The sequence below is a fragment of the Mycolicibacterium sp. MU0050 genome, assembly GCF_963378085.1.
Classification (GTDB): Bacteria; Actinomycetota; Actinomycetes; order Mycobacteriales; family Mycobacteriaceae; genus Mycobacterium; species Mycobacterium wendilense.
In genome coordinates this window covers 2,467,318-2,492,635 of record NZ_OY726395.1, presented here as the reverse complement: position 1 = coordinate 2,492,635, position 25,318 = coordinate 2,467,318, and the positions used below count along the sequence as shown (strand labels likewise).

General features: G+C 66.0%; 25 protein-coding genes and 2 pseudogenes. 9 read left to right on the top strand and 18 right to left on the bottom strand.

Annotated elements, in window-relative coordinates:
• Nucleotides 1–16: 16 nt before the first annotated feature.
• A pseudogene (locus R2K23_RS11685) lies at nucleotides 17–550 on the bottom strand (LLM class flavin-dependent oxidoreductase); the annotation flags it as partial.
• A 66-nt stretch (nucleotides 551–616) separates the two neighbouring features.
• Entirely contained in the window at nucleotides 617–1,882 is a 1,266-nt protein-coding gene (locus tag R2K23_RS11680) for a helix-turn-helix domain-containing protein (protein WP_316516820.1), read from the bottom strand.
• Nucleotides 1,883–1,990: 108 nt separating this feature from the next.
• Here R2K23_RS11680 and R2K23_RS11675 point away from each other — a divergent pair, with 108 nt between their 5' ends.
• Genes R2K23_RS11675 through R2K23_RS11665 form a run of 3 tightly spaced genes read left to right on the top strand, consistent with a single transcriptional unit; the run spans nucleotide 1,991 to nucleotide 6,002 of the window.
• Nucleotides 1,991–3,541, top strand: coding sequence for a flavin-containing monooxygenase (locus tag R2K23_RS11675; protein ID WP_316516819.1), 1,551 nt, complete (start codon nucleotides 1,991–1,993; stop codon nucleotides 3,539–3,541).
• A complete protein-coding gene (locus tag R2K23_RS11670; RefSeq protein WP_316516817.1) occupies nucleotides 3,541–4,326 on the top strand; it encodes an alpha/beta fold hydrolase in 786 nt (261 codons plus the stop codon). Before R2K23_RS11675 ends, R2K23_RS11670 begins: the two co-directional genes overlap by 1 nt.
• A gap of 35 nt (nucleotides 4,327–4,361) precedes the next feature.
• Nucleotides 4,362–6,002 (top strand): long-chain fatty acid--CoA ligase, encoded by a 1,641-nt coding sequence (locus R2K23_RS11665; protein ID WP_316516815.1) that lies wholly within the window; start codon nucleotides 4,362–4,364, stop codon nucleotides 6,000–6,002.
• Nucleotides 6,003–6,011: 9 nt separating this feature from the next.
• On the opposite strand, the gene R2K23_RS11660 is transcribed toward R2K23_RS11665, so the two are convergent.
• From R2K23_RS11660 to R2K23_RS11650, 3 genes are read right to left on the bottom strand one after another with little or no spacing between them, the layout of a single operon-like run.
• The gene (locus tag R2K23_RS11660) at nucleotides 6,012–6,731 is read right to left on the bottom strand and encodes a cutinase family protein (protein WP_316516813.1); all 720 of its coding nucleotides are present in this window, start codon (nucleotides 6,729–6,731) and stop codon (nucleotides 6,012–6,014) included.
• 13 nt (nucleotides 6,732–6,744) lie between these two features.
• Nucleotides 6,745–8,259 (bottom strand): wax ester/triacylglycerol synthase family O-acyltransferase, encoded by a 1,515-nt coding sequence (locus R2K23_RS11655; RefSeq protein ID WP_316516811.1) that lies wholly within the window; start codon nucleotides 8,257–8,259, stop codon nucleotides 6,745–6,747.
• A 15-nt stretch (nucleotides 8,260–8,274) separates the two neighbouring features.
• Nucleotides 8,275–9,447 carry an alpha/beta hydrolase gene (locus tag R2K23_RS11650; protein ID WP_316516810.1) on the bottom strand — a complete coding sequence of 391 codons (1,173 nt, stop codon included), beginning with the start codon at nucleotides 9,445–9,447 and terminating at the stop codon, nucleotides 8,275–8,277.
• 879 nt (nucleotides 9,448–10,326) lie between these two features.
• Here R2K23_RS11650 and R2K23_RS11645 point away from each other — a divergent pair.
• Nucleotides 10,327–10,719: an SdpI family protein gene (locus R2K23_RS11645; protein WP_316516809.1), complete on the top strand. Its 393-nt coding sequence runs from the start codon at nucleotides 10,327–10,329 to the stop codon at nucleotides 10,717–10,719.
• Between the two features lie 202 nt (nucleotides 10,720–10,921).
• Here R2K23_RS11645 and R2K23_RS11640 read toward each other — a convergent pair whose 3' ends face one another.
• Nucleotides 10,922–11,290, bottom strand: coding sequence for a hypothetical protein (locus R2K23_RS11640; protein WP_316516807.1), 369 nt, complete (start codon nucleotides 11,288–11,290; stop codon nucleotides 10,922–10,924).
• Between the two features lie 788 nt (nucleotides 11,291–12,078).
• Here R2K23_RS11640 and R2K23_RS11635 point away from each other — a divergent pair.
• The 3 genes from R2K23_RS11635 to R2K23_RS11625 all read left to right on the top strand — a co-directional run bounded on the left by R2K23_RS11635 (nucleotide 12,079) and on the right by R2K23_RS11625 (nucleotide 14,755).
• On the top strand, nucleotides 12,079–13,182 hold the full coding sequence (locus tag R2K23_RS11635) for a CocE/NonD family hydrolase (RefSeq protein ID WP_316516806.1): 1,104 nt from the start codon (nucleotides 12,079–12,081) through the stop codon (nucleotides 13,180–13,182).
• A complete protein-coding gene (locus tag R2K23_RS11630) occupies nucleotides 13,160–14,233 on the top strand; it encodes a CocE/NonD family hydrolase (RefSeq protein WP_316516805.1) in 1,074 nt (357 codons plus the stop codon). Before R2K23_RS11635 ends, R2K23_RS11630 begins: the two co-directional genes overlap by 23 nt.
• Nucleotides 14,234–14,545: 312 nt before the next feature.
• The gene (locus R2K23_RS11625; protein WP_316516804.1) at nucleotides 14,546–14,755 is read left to right on the top strand and encodes a hypothetical protein; all 210 of its coding nucleotides are present in this window, start codon (nucleotides 14,546–14,548) and stop codon (nucleotides 14,753–14,755) included.
• A gap of 278 nt (nucleotides 14,756–15,033) precedes the next feature.
• On the opposite strand, the gene R2K23_RS11620 is transcribed toward R2K23_RS11625, so the two are convergent.
• From R2K23_RS11620 to R2K23_RS11610, 3 genes are all read right to left on the bottom strand, one after another.
• Nucleotides 15,034–15,375 carry a type II toxin-antitoxin system VapC family toxin gene (locus tag R2K23_RS11620; protein ID WP_316516802.1) on the bottom strand — a complete coding sequence of 114 codons (342 nt, stop codon included), beginning with the start codon at nucleotides 15,373–15,375 and terminating at the stop codon, nucleotides 15,034–15,036.
• On the bottom strand, nucleotides 15,335–15,532 hold the full coding sequence (locus tag R2K23_RS11615; protein ID WP_316517218.1) for a type II toxin-antitoxin system Phd/YefM family antitoxin: 198 nt from the start codon (nucleotides 15,530–15,532) through the stop codon (nucleotides 15,335–15,337). Before R2K23_RS11615 ends, R2K23_RS11620 begins: the two co-directional genes overlap by 41 nt.
• Before the next feature lie 114 nt (nucleotides 15,533–15,646).
• Nucleotides 15,647–15,895 (bottom strand): DUF3297 family protein, encoded by a 249-nt coding sequence (locus R2K23_RS11610; protein WP_069413502.1) that lies wholly within the window; start codon nucleotides 15,893–15,895, stop codon nucleotides 15,647–15,649.
• Between the two features lie 177 nt (nucleotides 15,896–16,072).
• On the opposite strand from R2K23_RS11610, the gene R2K23_RS11605 reads away from it, so the two are divergent.
• Nucleotides 16,073–16,624: a YaeQ family protein gene (locus R2K23_RS11605; protein WP_316516800.1), complete on the top strand. Its 552-nt coding sequence runs from the start codon at nucleotides 16,073–16,075 to the stop codon at nucleotides 16,622–16,624.
• Nucleotides 16,625–16,711: 87 nt separating this feature from the next.
• Here the strand turns inward: R2K23_RS11605 and R2K23_RS11600 are convergent.
• Nucleotides 16,712–17,266 (bottom strand): annotated as a pseudogene (locus tag R2K23_RS11600) (NmrA family NAD(P)-binding protein); the annotation flags it as partial.
• Nucleotides 17,267–17,410: 144 nt separating this feature from the next.
• On the opposite strand from R2K23_RS11600, the gene R2K23_RS11595 reads away from it, so the two are divergent.
• Nucleotides 17,411–18,661: an IS256 family transposase gene (locus tag R2K23_RS11595; RefSeq protein WP_316513341.1), complete on the top strand. Its 1,251-nt coding sequence runs from the start codon at nucleotides 17,411–17,413 to the stop codon at nucleotides 18,659–18,661.
• 3 nt (nucleotides 18,662–18,664) lie between these two features.
• Here R2K23_RS11595 and R2K23_RS11590 read toward each other — a convergent pair whose 3' ends face one another.
• The 8 genes from R2K23_RS11590 to R2K23_RS11555 form a co-directional block, all read right to left on the bottom strand.
• Entirely contained in the window at nucleotides 18,665–19,117 is a 453-nt protein-coding gene (locus tag R2K23_RS11590; RefSeq protein ID WP_316516799.1) for an NmrA family NAD(P)-binding protein, read from the bottom strand.
• A 494-nt stretch (nucleotides 19,118–19,611) separates the two neighbouring features.
• Nucleotides 19,612–20,007 carry a nitroreductase family deazaflavin-dependent oxidoreductase gene (locus R2K23_RS11585; RefSeq protein ID WP_316516797.1) on the bottom strand — a complete coding sequence of 132 codons (396 nt, stop codon included), beginning with the start codon at nucleotides 20,005–20,007 and terminating at the stop codon, nucleotides 19,612–19,614.
• Nucleotides 20,008–20,196: 189 nt separating this feature from the next.
• Nucleotides 20,197–20,349: a hypothetical protein gene (locus R2K23_RS11580; RefSeq protein WP_316516796.1), complete on the bottom strand. Its 153-nt coding sequence runs from the start codon at nucleotides 20,347–20,349 to the stop codon at nucleotides 20,197–20,199.
• A 53-nt stretch (nucleotides 20,350–20,402) separates the two neighbouring features.
• Nucleotides 20,403–21,014 carry a TetR/AcrR family transcriptional regulator gene (locus tag R2K23_RS11575; RefSeq protein WP_316516795.1) on the bottom strand — a complete coding sequence of 204 codons (612 nt, stop codon included), beginning with the start codon at nucleotides 21,012–21,014 and terminating at the stop codon, nucleotides 20,403–20,405.
• A 91-nt stretch (nucleotides 21,015–21,105) separates the two neighbouring features.
• Nucleotides 21,106–22,134: an oxygenase MpaB family protein gene (locus tag R2K23_RS11570; RefSeq protein WP_316516794.1), complete on the bottom strand. Its 1,029-nt coding sequence runs from the start codon at nucleotides 22,132–22,134 to the stop codon at nucleotides 21,106–21,108.
• 73 nt (nucleotides 22,135–22,207) lie between these two features.
• Complete coding sequence (locus tag R2K23_RS11565) at nucleotides 22,208–23,203, bottom strand: zinc-dependent alcohol dehydrogenase family protein (protein WP_316516792.1); 996 nt, start codon at nucleotides 23,201–23,203, stop codon at nucleotides 22,208–22,210.
• Nucleotides 23,204–23,488: 285 nt separating this feature from the next.
• The gene (locus R2K23_RS11560; RefSeq protein ID WP_316516791.1) at nucleotides 23,489–24,091 is read right to left on the bottom strand and encodes an LGFP repeat-containing protein; all 603 of its coding nucleotides are present in this window, start codon (nucleotides 24,089–24,091) and stop codon (nucleotides 23,489–23,491) included.
• 69 nt (nucleotides 24,092–24,160) lie between these two features.
• A complete protein-coding gene (locus R2K23_RS11555; protein ID WP_316516788.1) occupies nucleotides 24,161–25,300 on the bottom strand; it encodes a PucR family transcriptional regulator in 1,140 nt (379 codons plus the stop codon).
• Nucleotides 25,301–25,318 lie beyond the last annotated feature (18 nt).

Here is a 25,318-nt window from a genome sequence, read left to right as displayed (position 1 = left end):
AGCCCGAACAGGCACTTTACCGAGGCGGATTGTCCTCGAACAGTCGGGCCAACCGGGCGTCGGAGTCGTAGAGCGCGGCGGTGTCGAATGTCGATGCCGTGCTGAGCACCTCGTCGGCGCCCGTGTCGGCGATCAGCGCCGCGAGGCGCTCGGCGACCCGGTCTTCGGTACCGACGATCGCCGTTTTCGCGTGCTCGGCGATGATGCGCCGCCGGCGGGCGGTCATGTCCTGACGGCGGATGGCCTCGATGCTCGACAGCGGCGGGAAGGAGCCGGTCTCACGGCTGAGCGCCGTGGCCCATGCCTCGGGCAGCAGCAGCTCCTCTGCCGCGGCGGCGGTGTCGGCGATCAGGATGTCGAGACTGACCACCAGGTAGGGCTCGGCGCCGTCGGGGCCCGGGCGGAACTCACTGCGGTATCGCTCGAATGGTTCCGGGCCGCGCTGCAGCAGCGGTCCGCCGACGACGGCGGGTAGGCCGAGGCGGGCCGCGAGTTCCAGTCCGTGGCCGGTGCCCAGCACGAAGATCGGAGGCGGGCCGGGGCCCTGTGGCCGCGCCGTCCGCGCCGTCGCGGGTCCGGGAGCGGTCCAGCAGAGACACCTTGACTCCCATGCGCACTACAACGTCGGATCTGCGCGCGGATCATCCTGGGACGCGGCGGTGGGGGAGCCGTCGTGGCGGCTCAGCCAGCGGGACAGCTCGAGGGCCAATTCGAGCTGCAGGGGCGGGATGTCGCGGCCGCCCGGGAGCGTCCGCAGCGCTTTGTCCACGCGGGCCTGGATGGTGTTGCGATGGGTTCCCGCCGCCTCGGCGGTCCGCGTCGCGTTCGATTGCAGGCGCACGTACAGCCGCAGCGTCTCGACGAGGTCGGGCGACGACAGCAGCCGGTCACCGAGCGTGCGGCGCACCAGGTCTCGGGCCGCGGAACGGTCCGTCATCGCGACGATGATCGCCTGGACGTCGTCGTAGCACGTCACGGCCGGGGGATCGGTGGCTTGCAGCACCAGATCTTGCACGGCGCGGGCGTGCAGGTGCGCCTGGACGAATCCCGACCGGCCCGCCGCGGCCGTACCGACGGCGGCGCGCAGCGGCCCCAACGTACCGAGGCGCTCGGCCACTTTGGCCGGCGTGAGGGTTTCCGACCACGACCACCACACCCACAGCGTGGTTTTCGTGGCCTTGATCAGCAGGGGGCTCGGAGCCTCGGGCACACGCAGCACGGCGTCGATCTGCTGTTGCAGGTCGATGATCGTGGACTCGTCGCTCCACAGGATCGCCGCGCAGTGGCGGCCCTGCAGCCGGTACCGCAGCAGGGCCTCCGCCCGGGCGTCGGCGATCGGGGCGCCCTCGACCAACCACGACGCCGCCCGTAACCGCTCGGCGGTGCTGTCGCGCATGGCCTCCTCGCGATGGACCGTGAACTTCTCGAGCAGGACCCGCATGGTGCCGCCGACGAAATCGGCGAGCGAGGTACTCGTCATCCGCAGGATCTGTCGCGCCGTCGATGCGTCGTCGACCGTACTCAGCACGACCTCGTTCCATGCGCTGTGCAAGAGATGCTGGCCGATTCGGTAGCCGTCCAGCGCCAGCAGTTCGAGCCCGCGGCGCACCACGTCATACACCGGGTCCAGGACGTCGGGGGAGGTGTTCGCCGGCACGGGCGCATAGGGATCCCGGGCCAACGACCGCACCCAATGCAGGACGTTGGACCGGTTGGAGGCGGAGATGGCGGCGACGAGCGCCGGGTCGCCCCTGGTCTCGTCCGAGAGCGTGTCCACCACCGCCGCGTCGAGTTCGTCGAGCAAATGGGTGCGGGCGAGGAATTCGTGGGCGCAGCGACGTATCGCCTCGTAGACGTCCGACGACGGGTCATCCTGCCGCATCCCGCCAGCTTAGTGCATTTTGCTGAATAAAGGATTTCTTGCTGGGCACTATGCAATTGAGGTGGTAGTGGGCGTTGGACCAGACTCGTCCACAACGAAAGGATTCTGATGACTGCCAAGAATTCCGTGTCGAAACCTGCGACCGGTACCGCCTCCCCGCCGGCGGAGGTGGATGTCCTCATCGTCGGGGCCGGCGTTTCCGGTATCTCCGCCGCCTGCCACCTGCAGCAGATGCACCCGCAGCGGACGTTCGCACTGTTGGAGGCGCGCAACGCCACCGGCGGAACGTGGGACCAGTTCCGCTACCCGGGCATTCGCTCCGACTCCGATCTGCAGACCTTCGGTTACCGCTTCAAACCGTGGACGGGCAACAAGAGCCTGGCGCCGGGCGCGGACATCCTCGGCTATATCCGCGAGGCCGCCGACGAGCACGGGCTGGCCGACCACACCTGGACCTCCCACCGGGTGGACGCCGCCGACTGGTCGTCCGAGGACCTGCGCTGGCACGTCACCGTGACCAACACCGAAACCGATACGACGTTCACCGTGAAGGCCACCTGGCTGTCGACAGCCGCCGGGTTCTTCAGCCAAGACAGCGCCTACATTCCGGACTTCCCCGGGCGCGACGACTTCAAGGGCACCTTCCTGCACCCGCAGTTCTGGCCCGAGGATCTGGACGTGCGAGGCAAGAAGGTCGTGGTCATCGGCAGCGGCGCCACCGCCGCCACCCTGGTGCCCGCCATCGCCGACGACGTCGAGCACGTGACCATGCTGCAACGCTCACCCGGATACATTCTGCCGTTCCCGGACGTCGACCCCATCGCCAACGGGTTGCGAAAGGCTTTCGGCGCGAAGGCCGGTCACGCCATCGCGCGGTGGAAGAACATCCAGCTCTACGTCGGCATGTACCGGATCAGCCAGCGCTACCCGGGCTTGGCCCGCAAGTTCATCCGCAAGCTCCAGGAGTCCTACCTGGGGGCCGACTTCGACTACGACACTCATCTGACCCCCCGGTACAACCCGTGGGATCAGCGGATGTGCTTGGTGCCCAACGGTGATTTCCTCAAATCCGTGGGCGCCGGCAAGGCGAGCATCGTCACCGGCCACATCGACCGGATCACCGAAAAGGGGATCCTGCTGAAGTCGGGTGAGGAGCTGGAGGCCGACATCATCGTGTCGGCAACCGGATTCGACATCCAGCCGTTCGGAAACATCCGAATTTCGGTTGACGGTGACGCGAAGCCCTTCGGCGAGCGCATCTCCTTCCGCGGCATGATGCTCAGCGACGTCCCCAACTTCTCGTACGTCATCGGCTACACCACCAACTCCTGGACGCTGAAGTCCGACCTGGTGGCCGAGCACGTGTGCCGCATCCTCACCATGCTCGACGAGGCCGGTGCGGTGGCCTGCGTTCCACGGCCGCCCGCAGACATGGAAACCGAGCAGTTCTCACCTCATTTCCGGCCCGGTTACATCGAGCGCAACGTCCACCTGTTCCCGAAGCAGGGCGACCGCGCCCCGTGGCGATCACCGGTCGTCTACGACGAGGACGTCCGAGAGATGAAATACAAGCCGGTGGTGTCCCGCGATCTCGAACTGCTCTATCGCGCGAACGCCCTGGCCCTTGGTGTCGACGACAAGGCGGAGGTGTCGGCGTGATGGTCAACGAGCTTGCGGTCGAACGCCGCGGAACCGGTGAGCCCATCGTGCTGCTGCACGGACTCGGGCACCATCGCCACGTCTGGAAGCCGGTGTCGCGGCTGCTGGAGGACAACTTCGAGGTCATCGCAATCGATCTGCCCGGGTTCGCGGAATCGGTGAACGTGCCTTCGCCGCCCCGACGGGTGAAGAAGATCGCGGCGTTCGTCGAGCAGCGGTTCGCCGAGTGGGGTGTGCACCGGCCACATGTCGTCGGCAACTCCCTCGGGGGCGCCGTCGCACTGGAGTTGGGGGCCCGGGGTGCGGCCCGGTCGGTGACGGCCTTGAGTCCCGCGGGATTCCTCGGCCCGGTCAACCGATTCCAAACCGTGGGGATGCTGGCCGCCCTCCGGGGCAGCCGCGTCGCGTTGCCGTGGTCGTGGCAGCATGCGCTGGCGCAGCGGAGCTGGGGACGACGGCTGCATGCCGCCGGAATCTATGCCCGCAGTGAGTCATTGACGCCCGAGGACATCCTCACGGACATGGCCCACCTCAAGCATTGCCCGTCCTTCGAACCCGTCCTGGCGGCCAACGTGCTGTACTCCTACAGTGCGCCGGTGCGCGTTCCGACCACGATCGCGTGGGGCGCCCAGGACCGCATCTTGCCGATCGGCTCGCTGCGGCGGGTCGCGGCCAAGGCCCCCGGCGCCGAAATCCAGGTGCTGCATGGCTGCGGGCATGTTCCCATGCAGGACGACCCCAAGACCGTCGCGGATGTGGTGCGGCGGACGGCCGCGTCCGCCTGAGCTCCGAGGAGATCCCGGTGATACTCGAAGGCCTTATGCAGCATGACTTTCCGCTGACGTTGCACCATGTCCTGGATCGGATGCGGACGCTGAACGCCGATGCCGAGGTGGTGACCCTGCGGACCGCAGAGGGCACCCGGACGCGGGCGACGTTCGCAGAGGTGGCGGCAAGGGTCGACCTGCTCGCCGGCGCTTTGCAGGTGCGGGGGATCGGGGAGGGTGACCGCGTCGGGACCTTCGCGTGGAATTCGCAGGAACACATCGAGCTCTACCTGGCGATCCCGTGCATCGGCTCGGTGTTGCACACGCTCAACATCCGGCTGTTCCCGGAGCAACTCGCCTACGTCGCCAACCACGCCCGCGACCGGGTCATCTTTGTCGACGACTCGCTGGTTCCGATCCTGGAAAAGGTTGCGCCGCTGCTCGAGACCGTGGAACTGTTCGTCGTCATCGGCGACGGACCCACGGGGGCACTCGAACCGGTCGTCCGTTACGACGACCTGCTCGCCGAGGCAACGCCGGTGCAGGCGTACCCGCAGATCGACGAACGCGCCGCCGCCGCACTGTGCTACACCAGCGGTACCACCGGGAATCCCAAAGGCGTGCTGTACTCGCACCGTTCAACACTGCTGCACTCCATGGCGGCCGGTCTGGCAGACACCTTCGGCGTGAACCGAAGCGATCGGATCCTGCCCATCGTCCCGCAGTTCCACGCCAACGCCTGGGGACTGATCTACGCCGCAGGGCTTTTCGGCGCCTCGCTCATCCAGCCGGGGCGGTTCCTTCAGGCCGAGCCGCTGGTGGCGCTCATCGAATCCGAGAAGGTGACCTTCGCGGCCGCGGTACCGACGATCTGGATGGACATTCTGAACCATCTCGATGCCCACCCGGACGCCGATGTGTCGTCGATCCGGTTGGCGCCCTGCGGTGGCGCCGCGGTTCCGCCGGCCTTGATGAAAGCGCTCGAGGAACGGCACGGTGTCGAGATCCTGCACGCCTGGGGTATGACCGAAACCAGTCCGCTCGGCGTGGTGGCGCGTCCCCCGGCCGACGCAGTCGGCGATGCGCGGTGGTCGGCCAAGAGCAGTCAGGGCAGGCCGGTACCGCTGGTCGAGCTGCGGATCGTCGACGAAGAAGGCGTCGTTCAGCCCTGGGACGGGGTCGCCGCAGGGGAGATGCAGGTCCGCGGGCCGTGGATCGCGTCCGGGTATTACCTCAACGACGAGTCCGCCGACCGCTTCGATCAGGGGTGGCTGCGGACCGGGGACGTGGCGTCCGTCGACCCGCAGGGCTACGTCCGGATCAGCGACCGCTCGAAGGACATCATCAAGTCCGGCGGCGAGTGGGTCAGTTCGGTCGAACTCGAGAACGAGTTGATGGCCCACGACGCGGTCCGTGAGGCGGCGGTGATCGCCATCCCCGACGAGCGCTACACCGAACGGCCGCTGGCCTGCGTGGTGCTGCACGAGGGGCGGGCTGCCACGGTGAACGAGCTTCGCGACCACCTCGTCGGGCGCGTCGCCAAATGGTGGATTCCGGAGTCGTTCGCCTTCGTCGCCGAGGTTCCCAAGACCTCGGTGGGCAAGTTCGACAAGAAGGTGCTGCGTCAGCAGCTGACGGACGGCGAACTGTCGGTGCAGCGTTACGACACTGCTGCACAGCAGGTTTCGCTATGAGTGGTCCGCTCACACAGGCAACGGTGTGCGCGCCAGTTGACCGACGGTGAACGCCGCCGCCTGATCGGTCATGCCGTTGACGGCATAGGCCTGATGACCATTGGCGGGTCCCGCGACCGGGGCTGCTGTGCACACCGTGTCGCCCGGGGCGCACAACTCGAGCACCTTGGTGGCGTAGGCGGCGCCGACCCCGAGCGCCGGCACCCCGTACTTGGCCACCGACCACCCCGCGGGCTTGCCGAACAGCACCACCGCGGCGACGTTGTCGACGACATCGTCGGACATCGGAGGGGGAGCGGTGCCCGGAGGCGTGCCGGCGGGGATCTGGCCCGAGGTGGTCAGCGCGGTCACCACCGCGCCCTGCGAGTAGCCGCCGAGCACCATCCGGGTGTTCGGGCACACCGACGTCACACCCTGGACGTGGAAGGTTTCGTCCCGCACGCCGTCGACGACATTCTGCGTGAACACCGGGCCGGCGGTGAAGTTGCCGCTGGCCGGATAGACGACGCCGTGCACGCCCACCGTGCGCGGAAATACTTGCGCCCGTAGCGAATCGACGAACCGCTGGCCGACGCTACCGACGCCGGGCGGTTCGGCGGTCCCGCGGGCGAACACCACGCCGATGTCCGGACACGACTGCGACTGCGCCGCCGGGATGATGACGGGCAGTGCCGCGCAGGCCATGGCGGCGGCCGCAAGCAGGCGTCCGGCGGAACGCGCAACCTCCATGTGAATCCCCCTTTTATGGCGACGTGGGCTGCCGCGACGATTTCTTGCGGCGGTTGCGGTCAGCCTTGCTGCGCGCGCGGGCGGCGTCGAGCAATTCCTCGACGCTCGCGGTCAGGCACTGCTCGTAGACCTCGGGGTCGGGCAGGGCCTTGCGGTCGGCGGTGAAGCAGAACGTCACCCGGTTGCCGTAGCTGCCGATGCCGTTGTTGAGGCCCATGCCGTCGAGCACCGGACCGAGGCCGGTGGTGTCGACCATCTGGGCGCCGCAGAAGTACATCGGGGTCAGCGGTCCGGGAACATTGCTCACCAGGGTGTGGGCGGCGACGGTGCGCCCCCGCCGACTCAACGCGCGCACGATCGCCCGTTGCACGGTGCCCATCAGCCCGCCGAACGCCTCCTCGGACATCGCCATCAGCGATCGGACGGGGTGGGCGCCGGAATCCTTGACGTGCGCGGTTGATGTCACGATGCGCGCGAGCCGGGCGAGCGGGTCGTCTTCGTCGGTGGCCATCGTGATGGGCGCGATCGAATAATCGTTGCCGCTGGTCGCGGTGCTGGTTTCCGAGCTCGCCGCGCCGCTTGCGCGGGTGGCCGTCGGCCGCACCGAGATCGGCATCATCGCGACCATGGCGTCGTCGGGCAGCTCGTCCTTGTCGAGGAGGTAGCGGCGGATGGCTCCGCCGACAACGGCGACACCGACGTCGTTGATGGTGGCGTCCGGCACCGCCACGCGGATCTCCTTGAGCACGTCCAGCGTCGTGTAGGCGGTGCCGAACACCCGGTGGGGTGACACCACCTGGTTGAAGCGGGTCGCCTTGGGCAGCGACGCCGGCGATGTCACCGCCGGGTCGCGGGCGTCGGTCACCAGCGCGGGCAGCTGGGGGGCCACCTTGCGAACCTGGCGCAGGACGTCGACCGGCCGGGCGGCACCGTGCAGCGCGGCACGGCTGAGCAGCCCGAGGTCGGACGGCACGGCGTCCGGTTCCCAGTGGTAGTCCTCCGGAGGCAACGGCGGGTCCTCGTCCGGCTCATGGCTGTGCAGCGCGGTGAGGATCTCGGCGCCGGCGACCCCGTCGATCGCGGCGTGGTGCACGCGCAGGAAGATGGCGAAGGCGCCCTGCGGCAGATGCTCGACCCCGTCGAGCCCGTCGATCAGGTACAGCTCCCAGGGCGGCCGCGCGAGATCCAGGGGCCGAGCATGGATGCGCGCAACCTGGGTGCACAGTTGGCGCCAGCTTCCGGGCCGCGGCAGACCGATGTGCCGGACGTGGTACTCCAGGTCGAAATCGCCATCGCGGATCCACCAGGGGCGGTCCAGCCCGAACGGCACCTGCACGAGCCGCTCCCGAAAGCTCTCCGCCACGTGCAGGCGCGCCTCGACGTAGGCAAGCACTTCCTCATAGGTGACCGGCTCGGGTGACCCGTCGCGCGTCGACGGGTCGTAGATGCCGACGATGCCGATGGTGTTGTGCGCGGTCGCGGTATCGAGCGACACCATCGTCCAGTCAGCGCTGGAAAGCTGGCGCATTCTCCTCCTCAGTCTTCAGGATTGGTGTCGCAGCCCAGCTGAGCTGAGGACCGAGGCGACGTGGTCGTCGTAGGCCGCGCCGCGCCAGGCGGTGACGTGCCCGCGGGGGCACCACGCGATCGACGGCTCCTCCCAATGCCGCCAGAGCTCGGCGGCGCCGCGCGGCGGCGCGATCCGGTCGACCTGTCCTGCCACGATGTGTCGGCGTCGGTGCGGGACCAGGCACGGTCTGGCCAGCGGCGAGACCACCTGATGCACAAGGGTCGAGCGATGGTCGTGCACCTCACGATGCCAGCGTCGCTTCGCCGACGTCACCGGCTCTGCCTCGCGCATCGATGCCGCCAGATCGCTGGTCGGGACGACCGCGACCACACAGGCCAGGTTGCCCTCCAGCGTCGACAGCAGATTGGCGACATAAGACCCCAGCGACACCCCGAGCAGGCCGATCGAGGGCGCCCGCTGGTCGTCGCGCAACCACTGCAGCAGCCGCCGGATGTCCCACACCGCCTGGGTCAGACCCAGCACGTTGTTCACCGCGAAGATGTTGGAGGCGAACTGCCCCGACGGCGAGAAGCCGCACGAGCGTGGGCCATGCAGTGGGAGTACCGGCAGCGCGATGTTGATGCCGAGCTTCTCGTGGAGATGGCGCACGCGCAGCATGTTGATGTCCGATGGCCGTCCCATTCCTTGTCCGTGGACGGCGACCAGCCACGGTCGTGGGGCGCCCGGGTGGCGCAGTAAGCGGACCGGCACCCGCTCGTTGGCGCGGAACGTTCGCCAGCGGGTGCTGCCGGGCTCGCCCGGGTCCGGCCGCCACCCACTGTCGAACCGGGCGATCTCCATCCCGGACGAAAGTGCTGAGATCTGAACGTTATTCGGTGGCTTCGGCCGCCGGTGTCGAAGCTGCGGGGCGTCCAGCCAACCGGCGTCACCGTAGTAGCGGACGGCGGCCTCGAGTTCTATCGCAGCGGCGGCGTAGTCGTCCGCGGACCCGAGTGACGACAGCAACGGCATCGGGGTGGCCAACAACGCGTCGACGGACGCGGCCATCCAGAGTCCCATCGACGGCTTCGGCACCGGCACACCGGCGCGGGTGGTGACACCCCGGCGGCGGGCCGTATCGGCACGCACGACCTCGCGGGCCCCGGCCACACCGGCGGCCACCAAGGGGCTGGCCACGGCGGCCATACCCAGCCACCTCGCGGATCTCACCGATGCACTCCTGTTTTCAGTTGAAGGATCACCGGCCTGGTCGTCAGCGGAGGACTCTGGGGGAGCCGTGGACCAGGGGGCATCGGTGTTCGTCGAGTTGCTGTGGGCCGCCGCTTGGGACACTGCATCAGTCTTGCAGGCAGATCCTGGATGGTCCCCGTTATCCGCGTTCTGCCCTCCGGCGAGTCTTCGGCATCTGGGGGTCCCGCGCCCGGTGGGATGGCCGCCGGCAGGAGACAGCTGTCATACCTAAGCGCGCGTTCGGTCGTCGTCGCGTCGACTGCGGCCCGGCGAGGACTACAGATTCGTCACAGTGACGTTTTTGTCGTGGGTAACCCGGGGAGTCGAAACCGAAGGGGTTCAGTGGAATTGGGGCTGCAGGCACGCTTAAGCTGCGAACATCGCGGTCCAGCGCCGAACCCAGCGCCGAACGGCTGAACCTGAATCTCGCCGGAGCGCGCAAGGCGGCCACGGAAGCTGTGGCGGGAAGCATCTGGCGGCCCGACACCGAACGGAGCCGCGGGCGAAAGCCAGCGGGAGGAACAACCAGGCAGGCGGAGCCCGACTGCGCCTCGGGTTGCAGGTCCGCAGGTCACCCAAGTGCCGATAAGCTACATTATGTCAAGTTAACGTCGCCGTGTTCATGATAGGAATCCGGGACGCTTCGAGCGCCCCTCACCCACCGCAGTCGTGCCGGTGATGTCGAATGCTGCGTTGCTGTAGCTGACCACACGCACTTGGCAGTGCTTATATCGTGAGCCCGCGCGCATGGAAGCATTCATGCACTGCGGCGGAAACGGACCCGGCTGCCCCACTCAGCGCTGTTCCCGGCAACCGACAGGAAGATGCGAGTTCATGGATTTCGACCAGACCATGGTTGTCGTTCTGGCCATCATCCTGGCTGCAGGCCACCTCGCCGTCGCAGCGCTGATGGTGCTGCTGAGCTCGCGGGCCGCGTCTGGGAAACTGGCTCGAAACCAGTGGGCTGGGATCCGCACGCCGTCTACCATGCGCAGTGACCAGGCATGGGTCAGGGGCCATGCCGCAGCTGCCAAGCTTTCGCCCCTTTTTCTCACAAATGCTTTGGCGGCCATCGTATTGGTGCTGTACGGGTCCCTCCGCGCCTGGCCGGCTTCCAGCATCATGGGTTGGAGCATCTCGTTCTTTGCGTCCTTTGCCGCCCTAGCTGTGTACGCCGGCGTGGTGGCGGGCCGGGCCGCGAAGTCCGCAGAAGGCGAGAGTGAATGACTCCCATGGCCTTTCCACGCCCCGCCTTCCGTCCTTCGTTTAAAGTCATGTAAATCAGTCGCACAGATCGTCTCTCGACTCGCTCGACTCGCAGCCGCTCGCTCAGTTCATCGCCTGGCCAGGCCAAGCCTGCGACATCACCAGTGGCCCGGCCGCCGCCAGCTCGATCATGGCACCGCCGCATTTCCGACAACCGCCAGGTTCATTGCGAATGCCGCCAGATGCGCCGAGACTGGACGCGAAACGTAGATTCCTGAAAGCTGTTGTTCAACAATCGATTTTGCCGTTCACGGGTAACCCGCCATATTTGATTCGGTCGTACTCCCGCTGCGAAAGTCTCTCTATCAATCCTGAACGCCGGAGCGAACGCCCCGGCCGAGCGCCCTATCGGTGAGATAGCGCGGCGCACCACCCCGAGGTGTGGGGTCGACTTTGGCCCAGGCACCGCGCCGAACACGATGATGGCAAGCAACCCGTCAAGTTCAAACACCATCGCGTCCGTAAACCGAATGCCAGCGATTTTCCCCTCGCTCACCGCGACCCGCACCGCGCCATCGCCCAGTTGCGTCATCCACTTCAACTCATGCAAGCCGGCGACCCGGGTCTGCCCGCGGCACCCTGCGAGCCCGCCAAGACTTCAGCGGGGTGCCGCGCGACCCATCAAAAAGTCCTCACCCTGGCGGTGCCCACCAACGCCAGCAACTCTGCAAGAACCCAGCGCCAGACATCGGCACCCTCAATAGAGAACGACTACCTCGTGGTCACGACCCTGAGAGACGGTCAGCAGCCGATTCGGCCGACACCTTGCCGTCCGCGCCAGCAAATGCAACACTATGTCAATGGTGGTGCATCCTGCGGCGGGTGACAGTCGCACGCCTGCGGAGCAATCCGCGAACACCGCTGCGATACCGCGGACGAACCGAGCGGATACGCACGCCAGGATTGATCGCGCCTCGACGTCACATCACGACCGCACCGGGAACGCGGATCGGGGGGCATCTCAGCGCTCACGCGCTGGCAGTGCTGACACCGCCGCCAAACCCGCACCAGTGCGGAACGCCATCGCCGCATGACCCGCTCCCGGCAGGTGCCCCCGGTTCACGAGCTTCCCGTCGTCGTCGGTTGCTTGGGGTTCGGGGCGGCCGCGGGGCCGGGCGTGCTCGACGATGGCATCAACGCCAGCGGCTCACCTTTTCGCTGACGTCGCGAATCCCCTTGTCCAGAACCGATTTTGCAACCACGGCGGGAGTGTCGATGTCTAGGTCTTCATTCGAATTCCGGGACGGTGTTCCGGGGTCTAATACCCGCAGCGCCGTGCCGGCCAGGGGTCTTGGCCGGTCACTGGCCAAATCCGTCGCGGTGACGGTCGCATTGACAGTGGTGGTGCTGGTCGTCGGTGCATCTGTGGCTCGTGCCGAACCTGCTGTCGGTGCAGGCAGCGACGGCTATTACCAGCCGTACTTCAACGATTTCACGGGCATGGAAGGGGCATGGACGGCCGACAGAGACGGTCCGCTGCCACACAACGAGGTCCACATCGACTGGGACGTTCCGATCACAATGAGCGACGGCACGGTACTCAAGGCCAACATCTATCGGCCCATGGACGTCTCCGGGCCGGCAGAACGCGCCGCAGGCGGAGGCCGGGTGGTCGAGCAGCCCTTGCCGGTCATCCTCAACGTGACGCCATACACCAAATGGATACTGGCCGTGGTTTCCAAGCTCATCAACGCGCCAGGAATATCGGATGGAATCCTGCGTGGCCTAGGCAGTCTCGAAAGCTCAGACCCCGCACTGAAGAACTTCATGCTCGCGTTGCAAACGATGGACGGCGGCGGGGCTCAAACCGTGGTCGCAGACAAGCGACTGGTCAGAAGCGGCTACGTCTGGGTCGATTTGGATGCTCGCGGAACCGGTTTCTCCGAAGGCACGTGGCAAGTGCTCGGGCCGCGAGAACAACAGGACACCGTCGAAGTCATCGACTGGCTCAGTAAGCAGCCGTTCAGCAACGGACAAGTCGGCATGACCGGGTACTCCTACGACGCGATCGCCGCATTGCAGGCCGCCTCGCACCGGCCGCCGGCGCTCAAGGCGGTACTGGCTGTCAACCCGGCGACCGACATCGTCGAGGATGTCGCTCTGCGCGGCGGCGCGATCAACCTCGGCTTCCTGCCATTCTGGCTCTATCTGGTCAACGGCACCAAACGAATTCCCGACGTGCAGTCAATGCTGCAGGGAAACTACGAACAGGTCTACCGGCAATGGATCGAGGACCGCGCCAAAGATCCCACCACGATGTCGGAGGCTACGTATACCGCGCTGAATGCCAGAACGATCGACGAGCTGCGCACGTCGCACGAAGCCGCGATGCTGTTCGACGCGCAGGGGCCATGGCGCCAGGCCACACGCACCAACATGGCCAACATTCGACGTCCCCACGATGATCAGCGGCAGCTGGAGTGATCTCTTCCGCAACGCCCAGTTCCGCTCGTTTCAGCAGCTGACCGGACTCAAACCAGGCGAGAAACAACTCATCATCGGACCCGGCTACCACGCCACCGGCGGAGGAGGGTACGGCAAACGGGACGCCCCGCCGCGAATCGACGTATTGCAGAAAGCGTGGTTCGACCACTGGCTCAAAGGCATCGACAACGGCATCGAAACCTACGGGCCGATCATCGAGAAAATGCCCAACGCTCAAGGATGGCAGCGGATCTCGGAGTTGCCGCGCTCGGGAATGACCAACCAGCGGCTGTACCTGCGCAGCGAGGCCAGTGGAACGGCGGGCCGCGTCCAACACGACGGCTCGCTGGCGGTGCAGCCGCCCGCCAAACCCGATCAGCTCACCGTGCGTGTTGGCGTGAACAGTCTGTGCTCAGACATCACCAACACCCTATACCTCGGCTCCACCGCGATCGTGATGGCCTGCGCACAAGACGAGCGCCGCCACGAGGTCGACGGCCTAACCTTCACCAGCAACCCGGTTTCAGTGCCGACGGTGATCTCCGGACCCGTTGCGGTACACCTGAACAGCCAACACGTGGGTACCGACGGCTTCTGGATGGCCACCGTCACCGATGTCGCTCCCAATGGCAATTCCCTACCGCTGAGCAGCGGGTGGGTGGTGTCGTCGATGCGCAAGGTCGACCAGGCGCGAAGCAAACGGGGACCCAACGGCGACTACACCGATCCCATCCAGACCATCGATCTTCTGCGGGATCACCAGCCGGTCGTTCCCGGCGAAGCGACGACCATCGATTTCGGGACCTATCCGATGGATGCGGTTCTGCAGCCCGGTCACCGGCTGCGGGTCAGCATCTACAGCAGCAACTACCCCTCGGCGGTTCCACCGATGCCGATGATGATGGGCGCCGGGCTTACCCCGCCCCCGTATCCCGTGCGCGACGCCGTGCTGCTGTTCACTCCAGGACACACCTTCCACCCGCAACACCTCAACATCGACCCCACAGCGCCCAGCTGGATCAGCCTGCCCGCCAGCGACCCCATCCCGTGACGGCCCGTTCCATACCTACGGGCACGGTATCGAGTGAGTCATGAGGTCGTACCGGGAAGCGGGGTTGGCTCGTCATCGGCGGACCGCGTGTGCGCGATGCTGGATGCGGCCAACGTAGAGGAGCCGCGTCGGGCCACTCGCCAGCCCTGGAACTGGAAGCCAAATGGCTTTGACATTCGACGAGTCGAAGCTGGCGGATTTCCGGTAGGACGTGCCCTATTGCGCTGTCGCCCAGCGATTCCTCCGTCCTCCGCCTACCCACCCTTCCGTCCTGGTGGCGGCCTGGTTCGGTTCCCGTCGTAAGCTCACAGCATGCACAACGTGACTTTTGTCAGTGCCGCGGCAGCGGCGACGCTGACGGCGGGACTGGCGGCCTATTCAGCGTTGTTGCTTGCCGCCATCGCGGTGGGGATCCACGGCGCCCGCCGGCACCGACGAGTCCAGGCGATCGCTGCCGCCGTGCTGGTTGGCGTGCTGACCCTGGGTGGGCTGGTCGTGGCGATTGCCAGTAGTGTCACGTGAGCCCTCGCACTACTCGTCGGCGTCGGCCGGACTCCCCCACGCTGCGGGAAGTCCGGCAATTCCAGTCCTCAAATCCCCCACCCCTTCGACCGGCGTTGGTCAAGCGCTCGCGCGCTCGAGCGAATATGCAGGAATTGAATCAATGCGAGCAGACACCGCCGCCTGCTCGACCAGTCCGACCCCACACGGTTGTCCTGACACGCACTGTTCCCCAACGACTTTCAGCAGCCTGATCTAGGACGATCGACGGCGTGCAAAGTCTTAAATGGCACGCCGAATCAGTGATCCGGGTGCGTGACCACACGCAGGTCCAGCTGGGGTATCCCAGCGAAGGCGCCGGGATTGCACGTGTACAACGGCACACCGTGCGCGACGGCACTGGCCGCAATGAGCGCGTCGTAGGCTCGTGCAGCTGGTCTGCGGCCCGACATGCGCAGCGCGGCGGCGATGCCCCCAAACGCCCGCGCACTTGCGGCGTCGAACGGAAGGACTTCGAAATCCGCCTCCGCTTGCTGCAGGTGTTGCTGACGTGCGCTGCGTTCGGCGCCAGCTTGGGCGACGTGCGGCCCCAGGGACAGCTCAGCGAGAGTTATCGCACTTATCACAGACTCGTTGGCCACTCGTCGGGATCCGACTCACGCTTGGCCGCGGCAACGGGCTCAGCTCGGCTACCGGCGCACCATCACGCGTCACGATGATGCGCTCCCCGCGCTCCACTCTGCGCAGCACTTCCCCACCTTGGTTGCGCAGGTCGCGAACAGTGAGACATATCTGCACGGCCGATGCCGTATCGTCCGCAAACCCCGGCGAGCCCGGCACCGTCCTCCGGCGCGTCCCCGGGCAGGCCGCACTCCCTTAAGGGATACGACGTAGTGGCGTCCGCCGTCCAACTCAGCGGAAATAAGGTTCAATCGTGCCGCTGACCTTGACGACCATGGGATTTCCGCGGCGATCCTTCGCGGTGGGGACTTCAACACGCGCCCAGCCTTCGGCCACGTTGTATTCGTGAACGTTGGTTTTTTCGGCGCCATTGACGCGAACACCCACGTCGCGGCGAAGCACCTCTTCGTTGTAGAAGGGACTGCGCGGATCGATGGAGAGGTGATTCGGTGGAACGTCGGTGTTCTGATCCTCGGACATGATCGCCTTCGTTGGGTGCTCGGATTGTTCACGACGAATCTACGCGACCCTGCCGTAGCGGGTTGCGATGCCGTCAACCCGGCCACTCCCCTGCCACTTTTGACGATCCACCTCGATCCGGCACCGAGCGCGGCGACCTGACTACTAGGGGAACAACGCCTGGGTGGACACTATGGCGTGGCCCCTTCTGCAACGGTGTTCAAGGTCGAACTCGGCGTCTCCGACGTCGATCACGGTTACTACGCCGACCACACGCTCACGGTGGCCCGCCATCCGAGCGAGACCGATGAGCGGATGGTGGTGCGGTTGTTGGCGTTTGGGCTGCGCGCACACCGGCTCGGCGACGTCGACGGTGAACTGGCGTTCGGGGCGGGCCTGTCCACCCCGGGCGTACCAGACCTGCGGCTCGCCGACTACACGGGCCGGACCCTGGAGTGGATCGACGTCGGCCAGCCCGACGAACGTGCCTTGGGCAAGGCCGCCAGCCAAGCCGACCAAGTGCTGCTGTTCCCTTTCGCCGCCGGCGTGGCCACCTGGTGGCGCACCGTGGGACCCAAAGTGGCGGGGCTGTCGAACCTGTCGGTGATGCAAATACCGCACGCGCCGGTGCAACAACTGGCCCAGACGGTCGATCGGCGGGTCTCGGCGCAGGTGATGGTGATCGAAGGTGAGGTGACGATGACCATTGGCGGAGTCGACGTCACCTTCACGCCCCAGCCTTTGGAGTGAACTTCGTAGTCCGAGATGCTGGTCGATGACAGTAACGACATAGGTGCGACGGCCGCGACACGCGACACGGCGTGTCGCGGCCGTCGCTCAGTCGGTCGAGGCGCCGTTGAGGTTGGCGCGCGCCCATTGCTCTGCCCCGGTGGTGGGGATGCCATTGACCGAGTTGAAAGTCTGAGCTTTTGGCCATGCGACGCCGATGCCCTGCGCAAACACCGCACGGTACTTGCGCATTCCGTCGTCGGGGTGCTGGCGTAAGTCCCCAAGCAGATGGTCGAGCGTCCACTCGTTGCGGCTGAACGGGGTCCCCTTCACCCGTTCGGTGATCTCAGCGAGTTCGCGATAGGTGATCGTGTCACCGGCGACGTAGACGACCTGGTTGGCGATGCGCGGTCGGGTGAGGATGATCTCGGCAGTCAGCGCACCGATGTCCTCGGGGGTAGTCACCGTCACCTGGTTGTCCCAGCTTCCCAGCGCGTTTACGGTGCGCGCGGCCAGATCTACCACGCCGAACTCTGGTTCGAACAAGAAGCTGGTGAACATTCCAGTGGAGACGATCACCCATTCGGTGCTGTTCTGGGCTCGCAGAAGGTCACGAACGTCGAGTTGTTCATCGAACAAATTTTGGGGACTGCCCCGACCGATGGGGGTAAGTCCCTTGGTGTGGTGGGGTTTCGGAGCTGAGGACGGCCCAGGCCGGGGTGTGTCGTTGAAGGCTTTCGGGCGGGTCATCGCGTAGTGGTCAATGAGTTACCTACCAAGTGACTCAAGCAAAGGACGCACCACGCGATGACCCAGGACCATTCTGCCTTGCTCGCCCAACTCGATGCACTCAAGTCCGCTGATGTCGGGGCGGTGTTCGCTGAGCTGATCCGCGCTGGGCTGCAGGCGTTGATCGAGGCCGAGGCCACCGAGACCATCGGGGCCGGACGCTACCAACGCAGCGGCGAACGCAGTACGCACCGCAACGGGCATCGGCCCAAGACGGTGTCGACGACCTCGGGCGATATCGAGGTCAAGATCCCCAAACTGCGAGCCGGCTCCTTCTTCCCGTCCCTGCTGGAACGCCGGCGTCGCATCGACAAGGCCCTGCATGCGGTGATCATGGAGGCCTACGTCCATGGTGTGTCGACTCGCAACGTCGATGACCTGGTCGCCGCACTCGGGGTTGGATCCGGGGTCTCCAAATCGGAGGTCTCGCGCATCTGCGCCGGCCTCGACCGCGAGATCGAGGCGTTTCGAACCCGCAGCCTGACCCACACCTCATTTCCCTACGTGTTCTGCGATGCGACGTTCTGCAAGGTCCGCGTCGGCGCCCACGTGGTCTCCCAGGCCCTGGTGGTGGCCACCGGCGTCTCCATCGATGGCACCCGGGAGGTGCTGGGCACCGCCGTCGGTGACAGCGAGTCCTTCGAGTTCTGGCGGGAGTTCCTGGCCTCGCTCAAGGCCCGCGGCCTGACCGGCGTGCACCTGGTGATCTCCGATGCCCACGCCGGGTTGAAAGCCGCCGTCGCCCAGCAGTTCACCGGCTCGTCCTGGCAGCGCTGCCGGGTGCATTTCATGCGCAACCTGCACGGGGCGGTGGCCGCCAAACACGCCCCGGCGGTCACCGCAGCGGTCAAGACGATCTTCGCCCACACCGACCCCGCCGAGGTCGCCGCGCAGTGGGATCAGGTCGCCGACACCCTCTCGTCCAGTTTCCCGAAAGTGGCCGCCATGATGGATGAGGCCAAAGCCGACGTGCTGGCATTCACCGCGTTCCCGCGCACCCACTGGCAGAAGATCTGGTCGAACAACCCCATCGAGCGGCTCAACAAGGAGATCAAACGCCGCGCCGATGTCGTCGAGATCTTCCCCAACCCCGCAGCCTTCCTACGACTGGCCACCGCCGTGGTCATCGAAGCCCACGACGAATGGCAGGTCACCCGCCGCTACCTGTCCGAGGTGTCCATGGCTGAACTGCGCAAAGTCATCGCCACCAAACACATCGCCGCCCGAGCGACCACCGAACCGGTTCCCGAACAACGCCAGATCGCCTAACATTCACCACGACTCGTTGATCACCACGCGTGAACCCACGCCGATCCGAAGTCCACCACCCCAAGGGGCACTATCACCGATGGCGTCATAGTCCACACCGAACTGCCACGGCAGGTAGCGGCCCACTCCTGCCTTGAGCGCGGCTTCGGTGATCTTCCGCTGTGTGCCGGGGCCAGCAGCGAAGCCGAGACAACTCACCACGGTGTTGAAAGGGCGCATAACCGTGGAGAGCTCCGTCACCGACGCCGTTGCCACATCGGCCTCGACGACTGCGATTCCCTGGGCAGTGAGATCAGCGCGGAGCAGGGCACCTTGCGGCGTGCTAGAAGGCCGCAACAGGACCGTCACCGGGCCGGCCTCGCTCCGACGCGACAGCGCCGCGAGAACGCTCCCGCCCAGTTCACCAGCGCCGACAACGAGGATTGCGTGGGTTTGCGAAAACTGCGGGTTTGACATACCTCTCCATCAAGTTGATGTGAACATGCATGCGGACACAGGGCTGACCCGTGCTCACGGAAGATACGCCACTGCAATCCTTTCCGACGTAGCGCCAGCGCGTCCAACTTTCTGGGTTCTGCCGGGTGAAGACGCAGTGATCGGCAGCCTTCGTGCCACACACCGCGATGAGGTTGCTGTGGCTGCGCGATGTCGCCGATACTGACGACAAGCCCGCAGTCGTTGAGCGTCAACGGGATCGTGTGGGCGAGTCGCCACCGATCGTGTCGAACACGACATCGACCCCGTTGCCGTGTGTCAACTCGGCCAGCCATTCATATATTCCGTCGAAGTAACGTCGATCGTCGCGTCCGCTCCGAGAGAGCGCACGACACCCGTAGGACACCCCACTTTTGCGCCTTGACTCGCGACAGAACCCCGCCCGGTCCGGCCTTACGCCGACGACCAGCTGATGGGAAGTCGGCACTCGCGCGACGCCGGTTGCAGCCTGCCCCTCAGTGATCGACGCCCGCAGCCGTCAGCAACAGGGCTGCCTCGTCGTAGGGAAACACCCGGTAGAACAGCCGCGCACGGGGTGTCACGAGAGCTGCCGCCTCGGCCTTGCTCACCACCCGTGGATCAGTGAGCGCGACGTCGTGTCCACGCTTGCGCAGCACCGTCGGACCGCCGGCCAGGACATTCTTCAACCAGTCCGTCTGCGGGCCGTAGCCGATCAGGATGGCGTAGCCGTCGTGGGTCTCGAATACCAAGAGCGGCGTTCGATATCGCTTACCTGAAGTTCGCCCGACGTGCTCGAGCGTCCCGAGGTACGGAAGCCACGGCGTGATCCGGCGCGCGGCCGGATTGGTGACTCGCTTGTTGAACTGTGCGATCCGTCGAGGCACACGCATTCACTGAGCTTATCGAAACCCGAAAAACCCGATGCCTCCTGTCGAGCCGGCCAACTCCTCTACGGCAACGGCGACGAGCCCTCGAGGTCGACGCCCCAGTTCGCAGTGCACCAACGCAGATGAAACCGACCCGTACCACCGCGTTACGCGTGACGATCTGCTTTGACCTGTACCCCCAGCGGGTGAGATTCATTGGTGGGCAACAAAATTTCTGCGCTCGGCGAAGTAGTTTCCGTTGTCCAGATCGTCGAGCAGGCGCGGTCGGGTGGGTTCCCAGCCCAGAGTCTCGCGGGTGATGAGGTTGGAGGCCGGAAGGTCCATCGTGACCAGATTCGTGAACATGCCGATCGCCCCGCGGCCAGGCCACGTGCACCACAACCCGGGTCAGGTTCTCGCTACGGTGCGGTCACCGGGCCGGCCGGCTTGCGCTGGGACGCCCGGGAGATCGCGGTCACAAGGTCGCTGGCGGTGTCCACCAACACGTCCCGCTCGACGTCGAGCCGACCGTCGATCCATTCCAGGTACAGGGCGATCAGCGCTCCGGACAGTGCGGTCGCCATCACCGCGAGTTCTCGCGAGTCGGGTGGCGCCAGTCTTCTGCCCGTGCGTTCCAGAGCCGGTACCAGCGATCTGATGAAGACGGACTTCTTGCCGGACTGGTGCACCCGCAGCGTCTCGTCGGACATCGGCTCCCGCAGCAGGATGCGCGCCCGGCGCGGATCCTCCTCGAAATACCGCCCACAGATCTCGAGTACCGATCTGATCGACAGCCTCTGCCGGCCCTCCCCCGGGTCGACGAGACGCTCGAACAGCTGTCTTTCCACCTGGTCGTAGGCCGCGACCAGGAGTTCCTCGAGACTGGAGAAGTTCTCGTAGAAGTACCGCGGGCTCAACGTGGCCGCTCTGCAGACGGCCCGAAGGCTGATCGACGCTGCGCCACCGGTGCCGAGGAGATCGATACAGACATCGATGAGTTGTTGCCGGCGTTCGGCTGAGCGGTCGTCCATCGTTCGACCGCGCCAGACCTTTGCACTACTCACACGTCAATGATGCACGGTGGTCGCCTCGACAACCGACAGGCGCATCTGATGAGGATGTCTAACGCTTCGGGGTGCCGGTGCGCGCCGACAGGGATCGGGTGATCGCGTCGACGTTCTCTGTGCCGATGTAGGCACCCGCGACCAGCCGCCCGACGGCCGGGATCTGCAGCAGGCCGAACAACGGTAGGACCGCGAAATGCACTGTCGCGAGCAGTGGGTCAGCGACCGCCGGGATGTGGTGCCGGCGCCGGCACGGTCGTGGGATCGCCGAGTATGCGAGGAAAGTGCTCGTCAACAGAACGACGTCGGCGGCCGCGCTGACCACCGAATCTGCCGACGAGAATTTGAACTGGCTTGCTGCGGCGCGCAATTGATTACCGAAATAGCCTTTGCGCGTTCGATATTTGTGAGCTTGCCCGCGATAGTACTCGTCGACCTCCCGGGCGGTGACCGGGATCCGCTCGCGCGGGACGCCCATCAGAACCGCGAGTTCGGCCGTCTCGGCGAAGAACCGATCCCGCATCTCGGCGGGTAGCCTGGCCGGCCACTTCAACCCTCTGAACGCGTAGCGCTCGTAGGCGATCAAGGCGCCGTGCGAGATCGTCACTGCCGCAAACAGCATCGTGTCGGCGTCGACTGCTGAGTACGGCCGGCCATCTTCAGCGTTGATCCCCCGCATGGGCCGGTGGTAGGCGGTGAGGCGGTCAGCGCAGCGGCGGGCCGCCTCCCGGTCGCCGAAGATGATCGGCAACGGCCCGACGACGGTGCGGCGAAGCCGGTCGGTGATCCGGCCCCCCTTTTTCGTCGGGTCGCCGCGCCACGAGCGCTGCTTCTTCGTGTTGGTCAGATACAGCGGGTCATGGTCGAGCAGGATCGACTGGAAGTCGACGTGTGGGGCCTCGAGCAGGTTGGTGATCTGGGCGATCATCAACGAAACCGCCGGCGCGGCCAGCACTTCCCAGGAGATCGAGTCGGGTCCGAAGAAGCCGAAGTCGGTCTGGTTGTCGACGGCCCACTCTGAACGGCGCTCAGTGCTCGCCGATTGGCGTGGCGGGTGTTCGGGCGTGGAAGTCGACGCGACTGTCATGAGAAACGAGTGTTTCCTATGGCGACGGGGATGTCAATCGCCGCTCAGGTCGATGTCATCCGATCCCCCACGGCTACGCGGTGCGAGGCGGAAGGGCGACAGTCTCGCCCGCCACATCGATCGCGATCTTGCCGCGTAGTGCATACGACCGCCGGTTCTCCAGGAGTTCGTGAGCCTCGCCTACTCGAGCGAGCGGAAAGGTCGCGCCGATGACCGGCTTCACCAGACCGCGCTCGACCAGCGTGGTGAGCGCGTCCAACTTTCCGCGGTTCTGCCGTGTGAAGACGAAGTGATAGGCGGCGTTCTTGCCCCACGCCTCGATGAGGTTCTGCGGTTGCGCGATATCGACGATGCTGACGACGCGCCCGAAGTCGGTGAGCGTTAACGGGCTTCGAGTGAGCGCGTCACCACCGATCGTGTCGAACACGACATCGACCCCTTGGCCGCGCGTCAACTCGGCCACGGCATCCACATAATCCGTCGAAGTGAAGTCGATCGCCGCATCCGCTCCCAGCGAACGCACGAATTCGTGGTCGCCGGATCTAGCGGTGGTGATCACTCGGGCGCCGATCGCCTTCGCGATCTGGATCGCGATCGTGCCGACACCGCCCGCGCCGCCATGGATGAGGATCGTCTCCCCCACGGCGAGGTGGGCCCGTGTCACCAGGGCCTCCCAGACCGTCCCGCCGACCAGAGTCAGGCTCGCGGCCTCCAGATGACTGAGGTTCTCCGGCTTCCGGCCGACCAGGCTCACGTCGGCGACGTGCTGCTCGGCGTAGGAGCCCGGCCCGCCGAAGATCTGCGGCGTGTAATACACCGCATCGCCGGCCCGAAACTCGGTCACGTGGGACCCGACCTCTTCGATCACCCCGGAGATGTCGTACCCGATGATCGCCGGGAGCGGCACCTGCTCCGGGTAGTCGCCGCGCCGTATCTGAAAGTCGAGTGGGTTGACGGCGGTCGCATGGACGCGCACCCGCACCTGGCGGGGTTCGACACGGGGCACGGAGACGTCGCGCAGCTCGAAAGCATCGGCCCCTCCGAAGCGGGTGAGCACAACGGCCTTCATCGGATGGTTTTACCAATATTTTGTGCCGTGCTCACGATGAATCACGAATGTCGTGGCTACGCGACTGAACATGTTGAGCGAGTAGCGCCGCGCGCACACCGCGACGTCCGTCGGTTGTGCGACCACCTCGCGGATTTGCCAGCACCAGATGTTCATTCGACTCACTCGGCTCGCAGCCGCCGCCATCAACGCGGATGGCCGGGATGCAGTACGGGGTCGGCCTAGCCAAAGCGCGTCGACGTCAATGCTTTACGGCAGAACGCACCCGGCTTGCATTCCCGCCGCCTACAGCCCGGACGGTACGACCTTGCCGTTGACCGTCACCTCAACCTCACCGGTCCTCGGGTCGAACGTGACCTTGCCGTGCTCGAAGGTTGTCACAAGCAGATCACCGACCGGGTTCTCATCGCTGGTCGGTACGCCCAGCGGGCCCGGCGAACCGTTCTTGCCCTCGACGTCCGGAACGCCGTCCTCGTCGCGCTCGATGTTCCAGGCCTCGCGGATCTTGCCCCAGGTGATGTACGCCGGTGTGCCGGGCTGATCATTCTTGGCGACAATGACGCCGCCCTGGAACTGTTGGAACACCACCCCGCTGTCGCGGGTACCTGCGTTGCGGTCACCGGTCAGCGGCTTGCCGAGCGCCTGCTTCTGCTTGTCGGTCGCCGTGGCGTACTTCGCCGCGATCGGACCGGTGAGCGTCACCTCCACGTCCCGCTCCCCGATCAGCTTCACCTCGGCGGGTGGCGCCTCCACCTCGGAGGTGGCAATCAATGCGACCTGCGGCGGCGTGGACGCGTCGACGCTCTCGCCAGTGGTACAGCCCACGGTCATCAGCGCCAAGGCGGTTAGACCGACGATCGCCGGAGAACGGTACGTGTTCGTGCTCATGGGGTTCCTTCTCTCACACCTTGACTCGCGGCAAAGTCCTCGCCGGCCCGAACTTACTCGACGACCAAACTACGGGAAGCCGATATTGGGCGCTATGTCCAGCACGAGCAGTGCTGCGGCAACGTGGGTGGGGTTGTCTTCCACCTTGACCACCGCGAGTTCGTTGGCGCGGGACACCCGACGCTCCACGGTGTTTCGGTGTGCATACAGCTTCGCCGCGGCCCGCGTGGTGTTGAAGCCGCACTGCACGTAGGTCAGAAGCGCCTGCCGAAGCGCCTCATCCGCGTTGGCCAGCGGACCGAGAGTGTTGGTGACAAACCGTTGTGCGCTGGCGCGGTCCTTGGTGAGGCTGTCGATCAGGTCGACGTCGGCGTACGCCGTGAAGCGCCGGTCCGATCCAAGCCGTACGATCAGCGCCTGGGCGGCAAGCGCATCTTGATGGCTGGATCGGAACCCGTCGAGTCCATGACCGGGCCGTCCGACGGCCGCGCGCACGCCCTCAACCCCCGCCACGATCTTCTCGATGTGGTGGCTGTCCGGGGTCTCGGCCCCGGACAGCCAGATCCACCGCGAGGTGGCACTCGCGCGAGCGATCAGAACACTCCCCCCGGCCGAAGCGGAACGCACCGCCGCGACCACCTCGTCCACCGCGTCGGCCCGCGCAGGCGCGTCGGTCCACAGGACGAGGCCGACGTGGGAGCGGGCCAACCGGTATCGCAGCCGCCCTTCGGCGAGGTCTTCGGTCATCGGCGCCCCGCTGGCAATCAGCTGTATCAGCTGGATCGCCTCGGCATCCGCGTTGCCCATCGCCGCCGAAAGGCTCGCCTCACGCATGGCCGAGACCGAGTCGAGGGCGTACTGCACCAACGACTTCGCCGACACGTCGAGGACCTCCACCAGGAGGTCGGGGTTTCGGCAGTGTGCCACGCATTCTTCGAGCCAGCGGCGCCAGCCGACGCCGAGTGCCACCCGCCATCCGCCGGCGAAATCCGGCGCAATTCCGCGGGAAACGAGGTCGCGAATGTACTCCGCGATCCTCGGGCCGATGTAGGGCTCCACCCTGCGCCCCGGATGTTGAATGTTCGAGGTGAGCCACTGGACCAGATCGGAGCGGTTGAGGTGGCGGTCCCCCTCGACCAGCGACACGTCCGGGAGCAGCGCGGAATCGTACTGCGCCGTAAGGGCGGCCCCCGCGATCGCGTCGGCCAAGGCGTCGGTATCCGTCAA

Bases quoted from the DNA above. Each gene is read 5' to 3' on its own strand.
- R2K23_RS11680 (WP_316516820.1), bottom strand. From the start codon at position 1,882: ATGCGGCAGGATGACCCGTCGTCGGACGTCTACGAGGCGATACGTCGC.
- R2K23_RS11675 (WP_316516819.1), top strand. From the start codon at position 1,991: ATGACTGCCAAGAATTCCGTGTCGAAACCTGCGACCGGTACCGCCTCC.
- R2K23_RS11670 (WP_316516817.1), top strand. From the start codon at position 3,541: ATGGTCAACGAGCTTGCGGTCGAACGCCGCGGAACCGGTGAGCCCATC.
- R2K23_RS11665 (WP_316516815.1), top strand. From the start codon at position 4,362: ATGCAGCATGACTTTCCGCTGACGTTGCACCATGTCCTGGATCGGATG.
- R2K23_RS11660 (WP_316516813.1), bottom strand. From the start codon at position 6,731: ATGGAGGTTGCGCGTTCCGCCGGACGCCTGCTTGCGGCCGCCGCCATG.
- R2K23_RS11655 (WP_316516811.1), bottom strand. From the start codon at position 8,259: ATGCGCCAGCTTTCCAGCGCTGACTGGACGATGGTGTCGCTCGATACC.
- R2K23_RS11650 (WP_316516810.1), bottom strand. From the start codon at position 9,447: ATGGCCGCCGTGGCCAGCCCCTTGGTGGCCGCCGGTGTGGCCGGGGCC.
- R2K23_RS11645 (WP_316516809.1), top strand. From the start codon at position 10,327: ATGGATTTCGACCAGACCATGGTTGTCGTTCTGGCCATCATCCTGGCT.
- R2K23_RS11640 (WP_316516807.1), bottom strand. From the start codon at position 11,290: ATGACGCAACTGGGCGATGGCGCGGTGCGGGTCGCGGTGAGCGAGGGG.
- R2K23_RS11630 (WP_316516805.1), top strand. From the start codon at position 13,160: ATGATCAGCGGCAGCTGGAGTGATCTCTTCCGCAACGCCCAGTTCCGC.
- R2K23_RS11625 (WP_316516804.1), top strand. From the start codon at position 14,546: ATGCACAACGTGACTTTTGTCAGTGCCGCGGCAGCGGCGACGCTGACG.
- R2K23_RS11610 (WP_069413502.1), bottom strand. From the start codon at position 15,895: ATGTCCGAGGATCAGAACACCGACGTTCCACCGAATCACCTCTCCATC.
- R2K23_RS11595 (WP_316513341.1), top strand. From the start codon at position 17,411: ATGACCCAGGACCATTCTGCCTTGCTCGCCCAACTCGATGCACTCAAG.
- R2K23_RS11590 (WP_316516799.1), bottom strand. From the start codon at position 19,117: ATGTCAAACCCGCAGTTTTCGCAAACCCACGCAATCCTCGTTGTCGGC.
- R2K23_RS11585 (WP_316516797.1), bottom strand. From the start codon at position 20,007: ATGCGTGTGCCTCGACGGATCGCACAGTTCAACAAGCGAGTCACCAAT.
- R2K23_RS11580 (WP_316516796.1), bottom strand. From the start codon at position 20,349: ATGTTCACGAATCTGGTCACGATGGACCTTCCGGCCTCCAACCTCATC.
- R2K23_RS11575 (WP_316516795.1), bottom strand. From the start codon at position 21,014: ATGGACGACCGCTCAGCCGAACGCCGGCAACAACTCATCGATGTCTGT.
- R2K23_RS11570 (WP_316516794.1), bottom strand. From the start codon at position 22,134: ATGACAGTCGCGTCGACTTCCACGCCCGAACACCCGCCACGCCAATCG.
- R2K23_RS11565 (WP_316516792.1), bottom strand. From the start codon at position 23,203: ATGAAGGCCGTTGTGCTCACCCGCTTCGGAGGGGCCGATGCTTTCGAG.
- R2K23_RS11560 (WP_316516791.1), bottom strand. From the start codon at position 24,091: ATGAGCACGAACACGTACCGTTCTCCGGCGATCGTCGGTCTAACCGCC.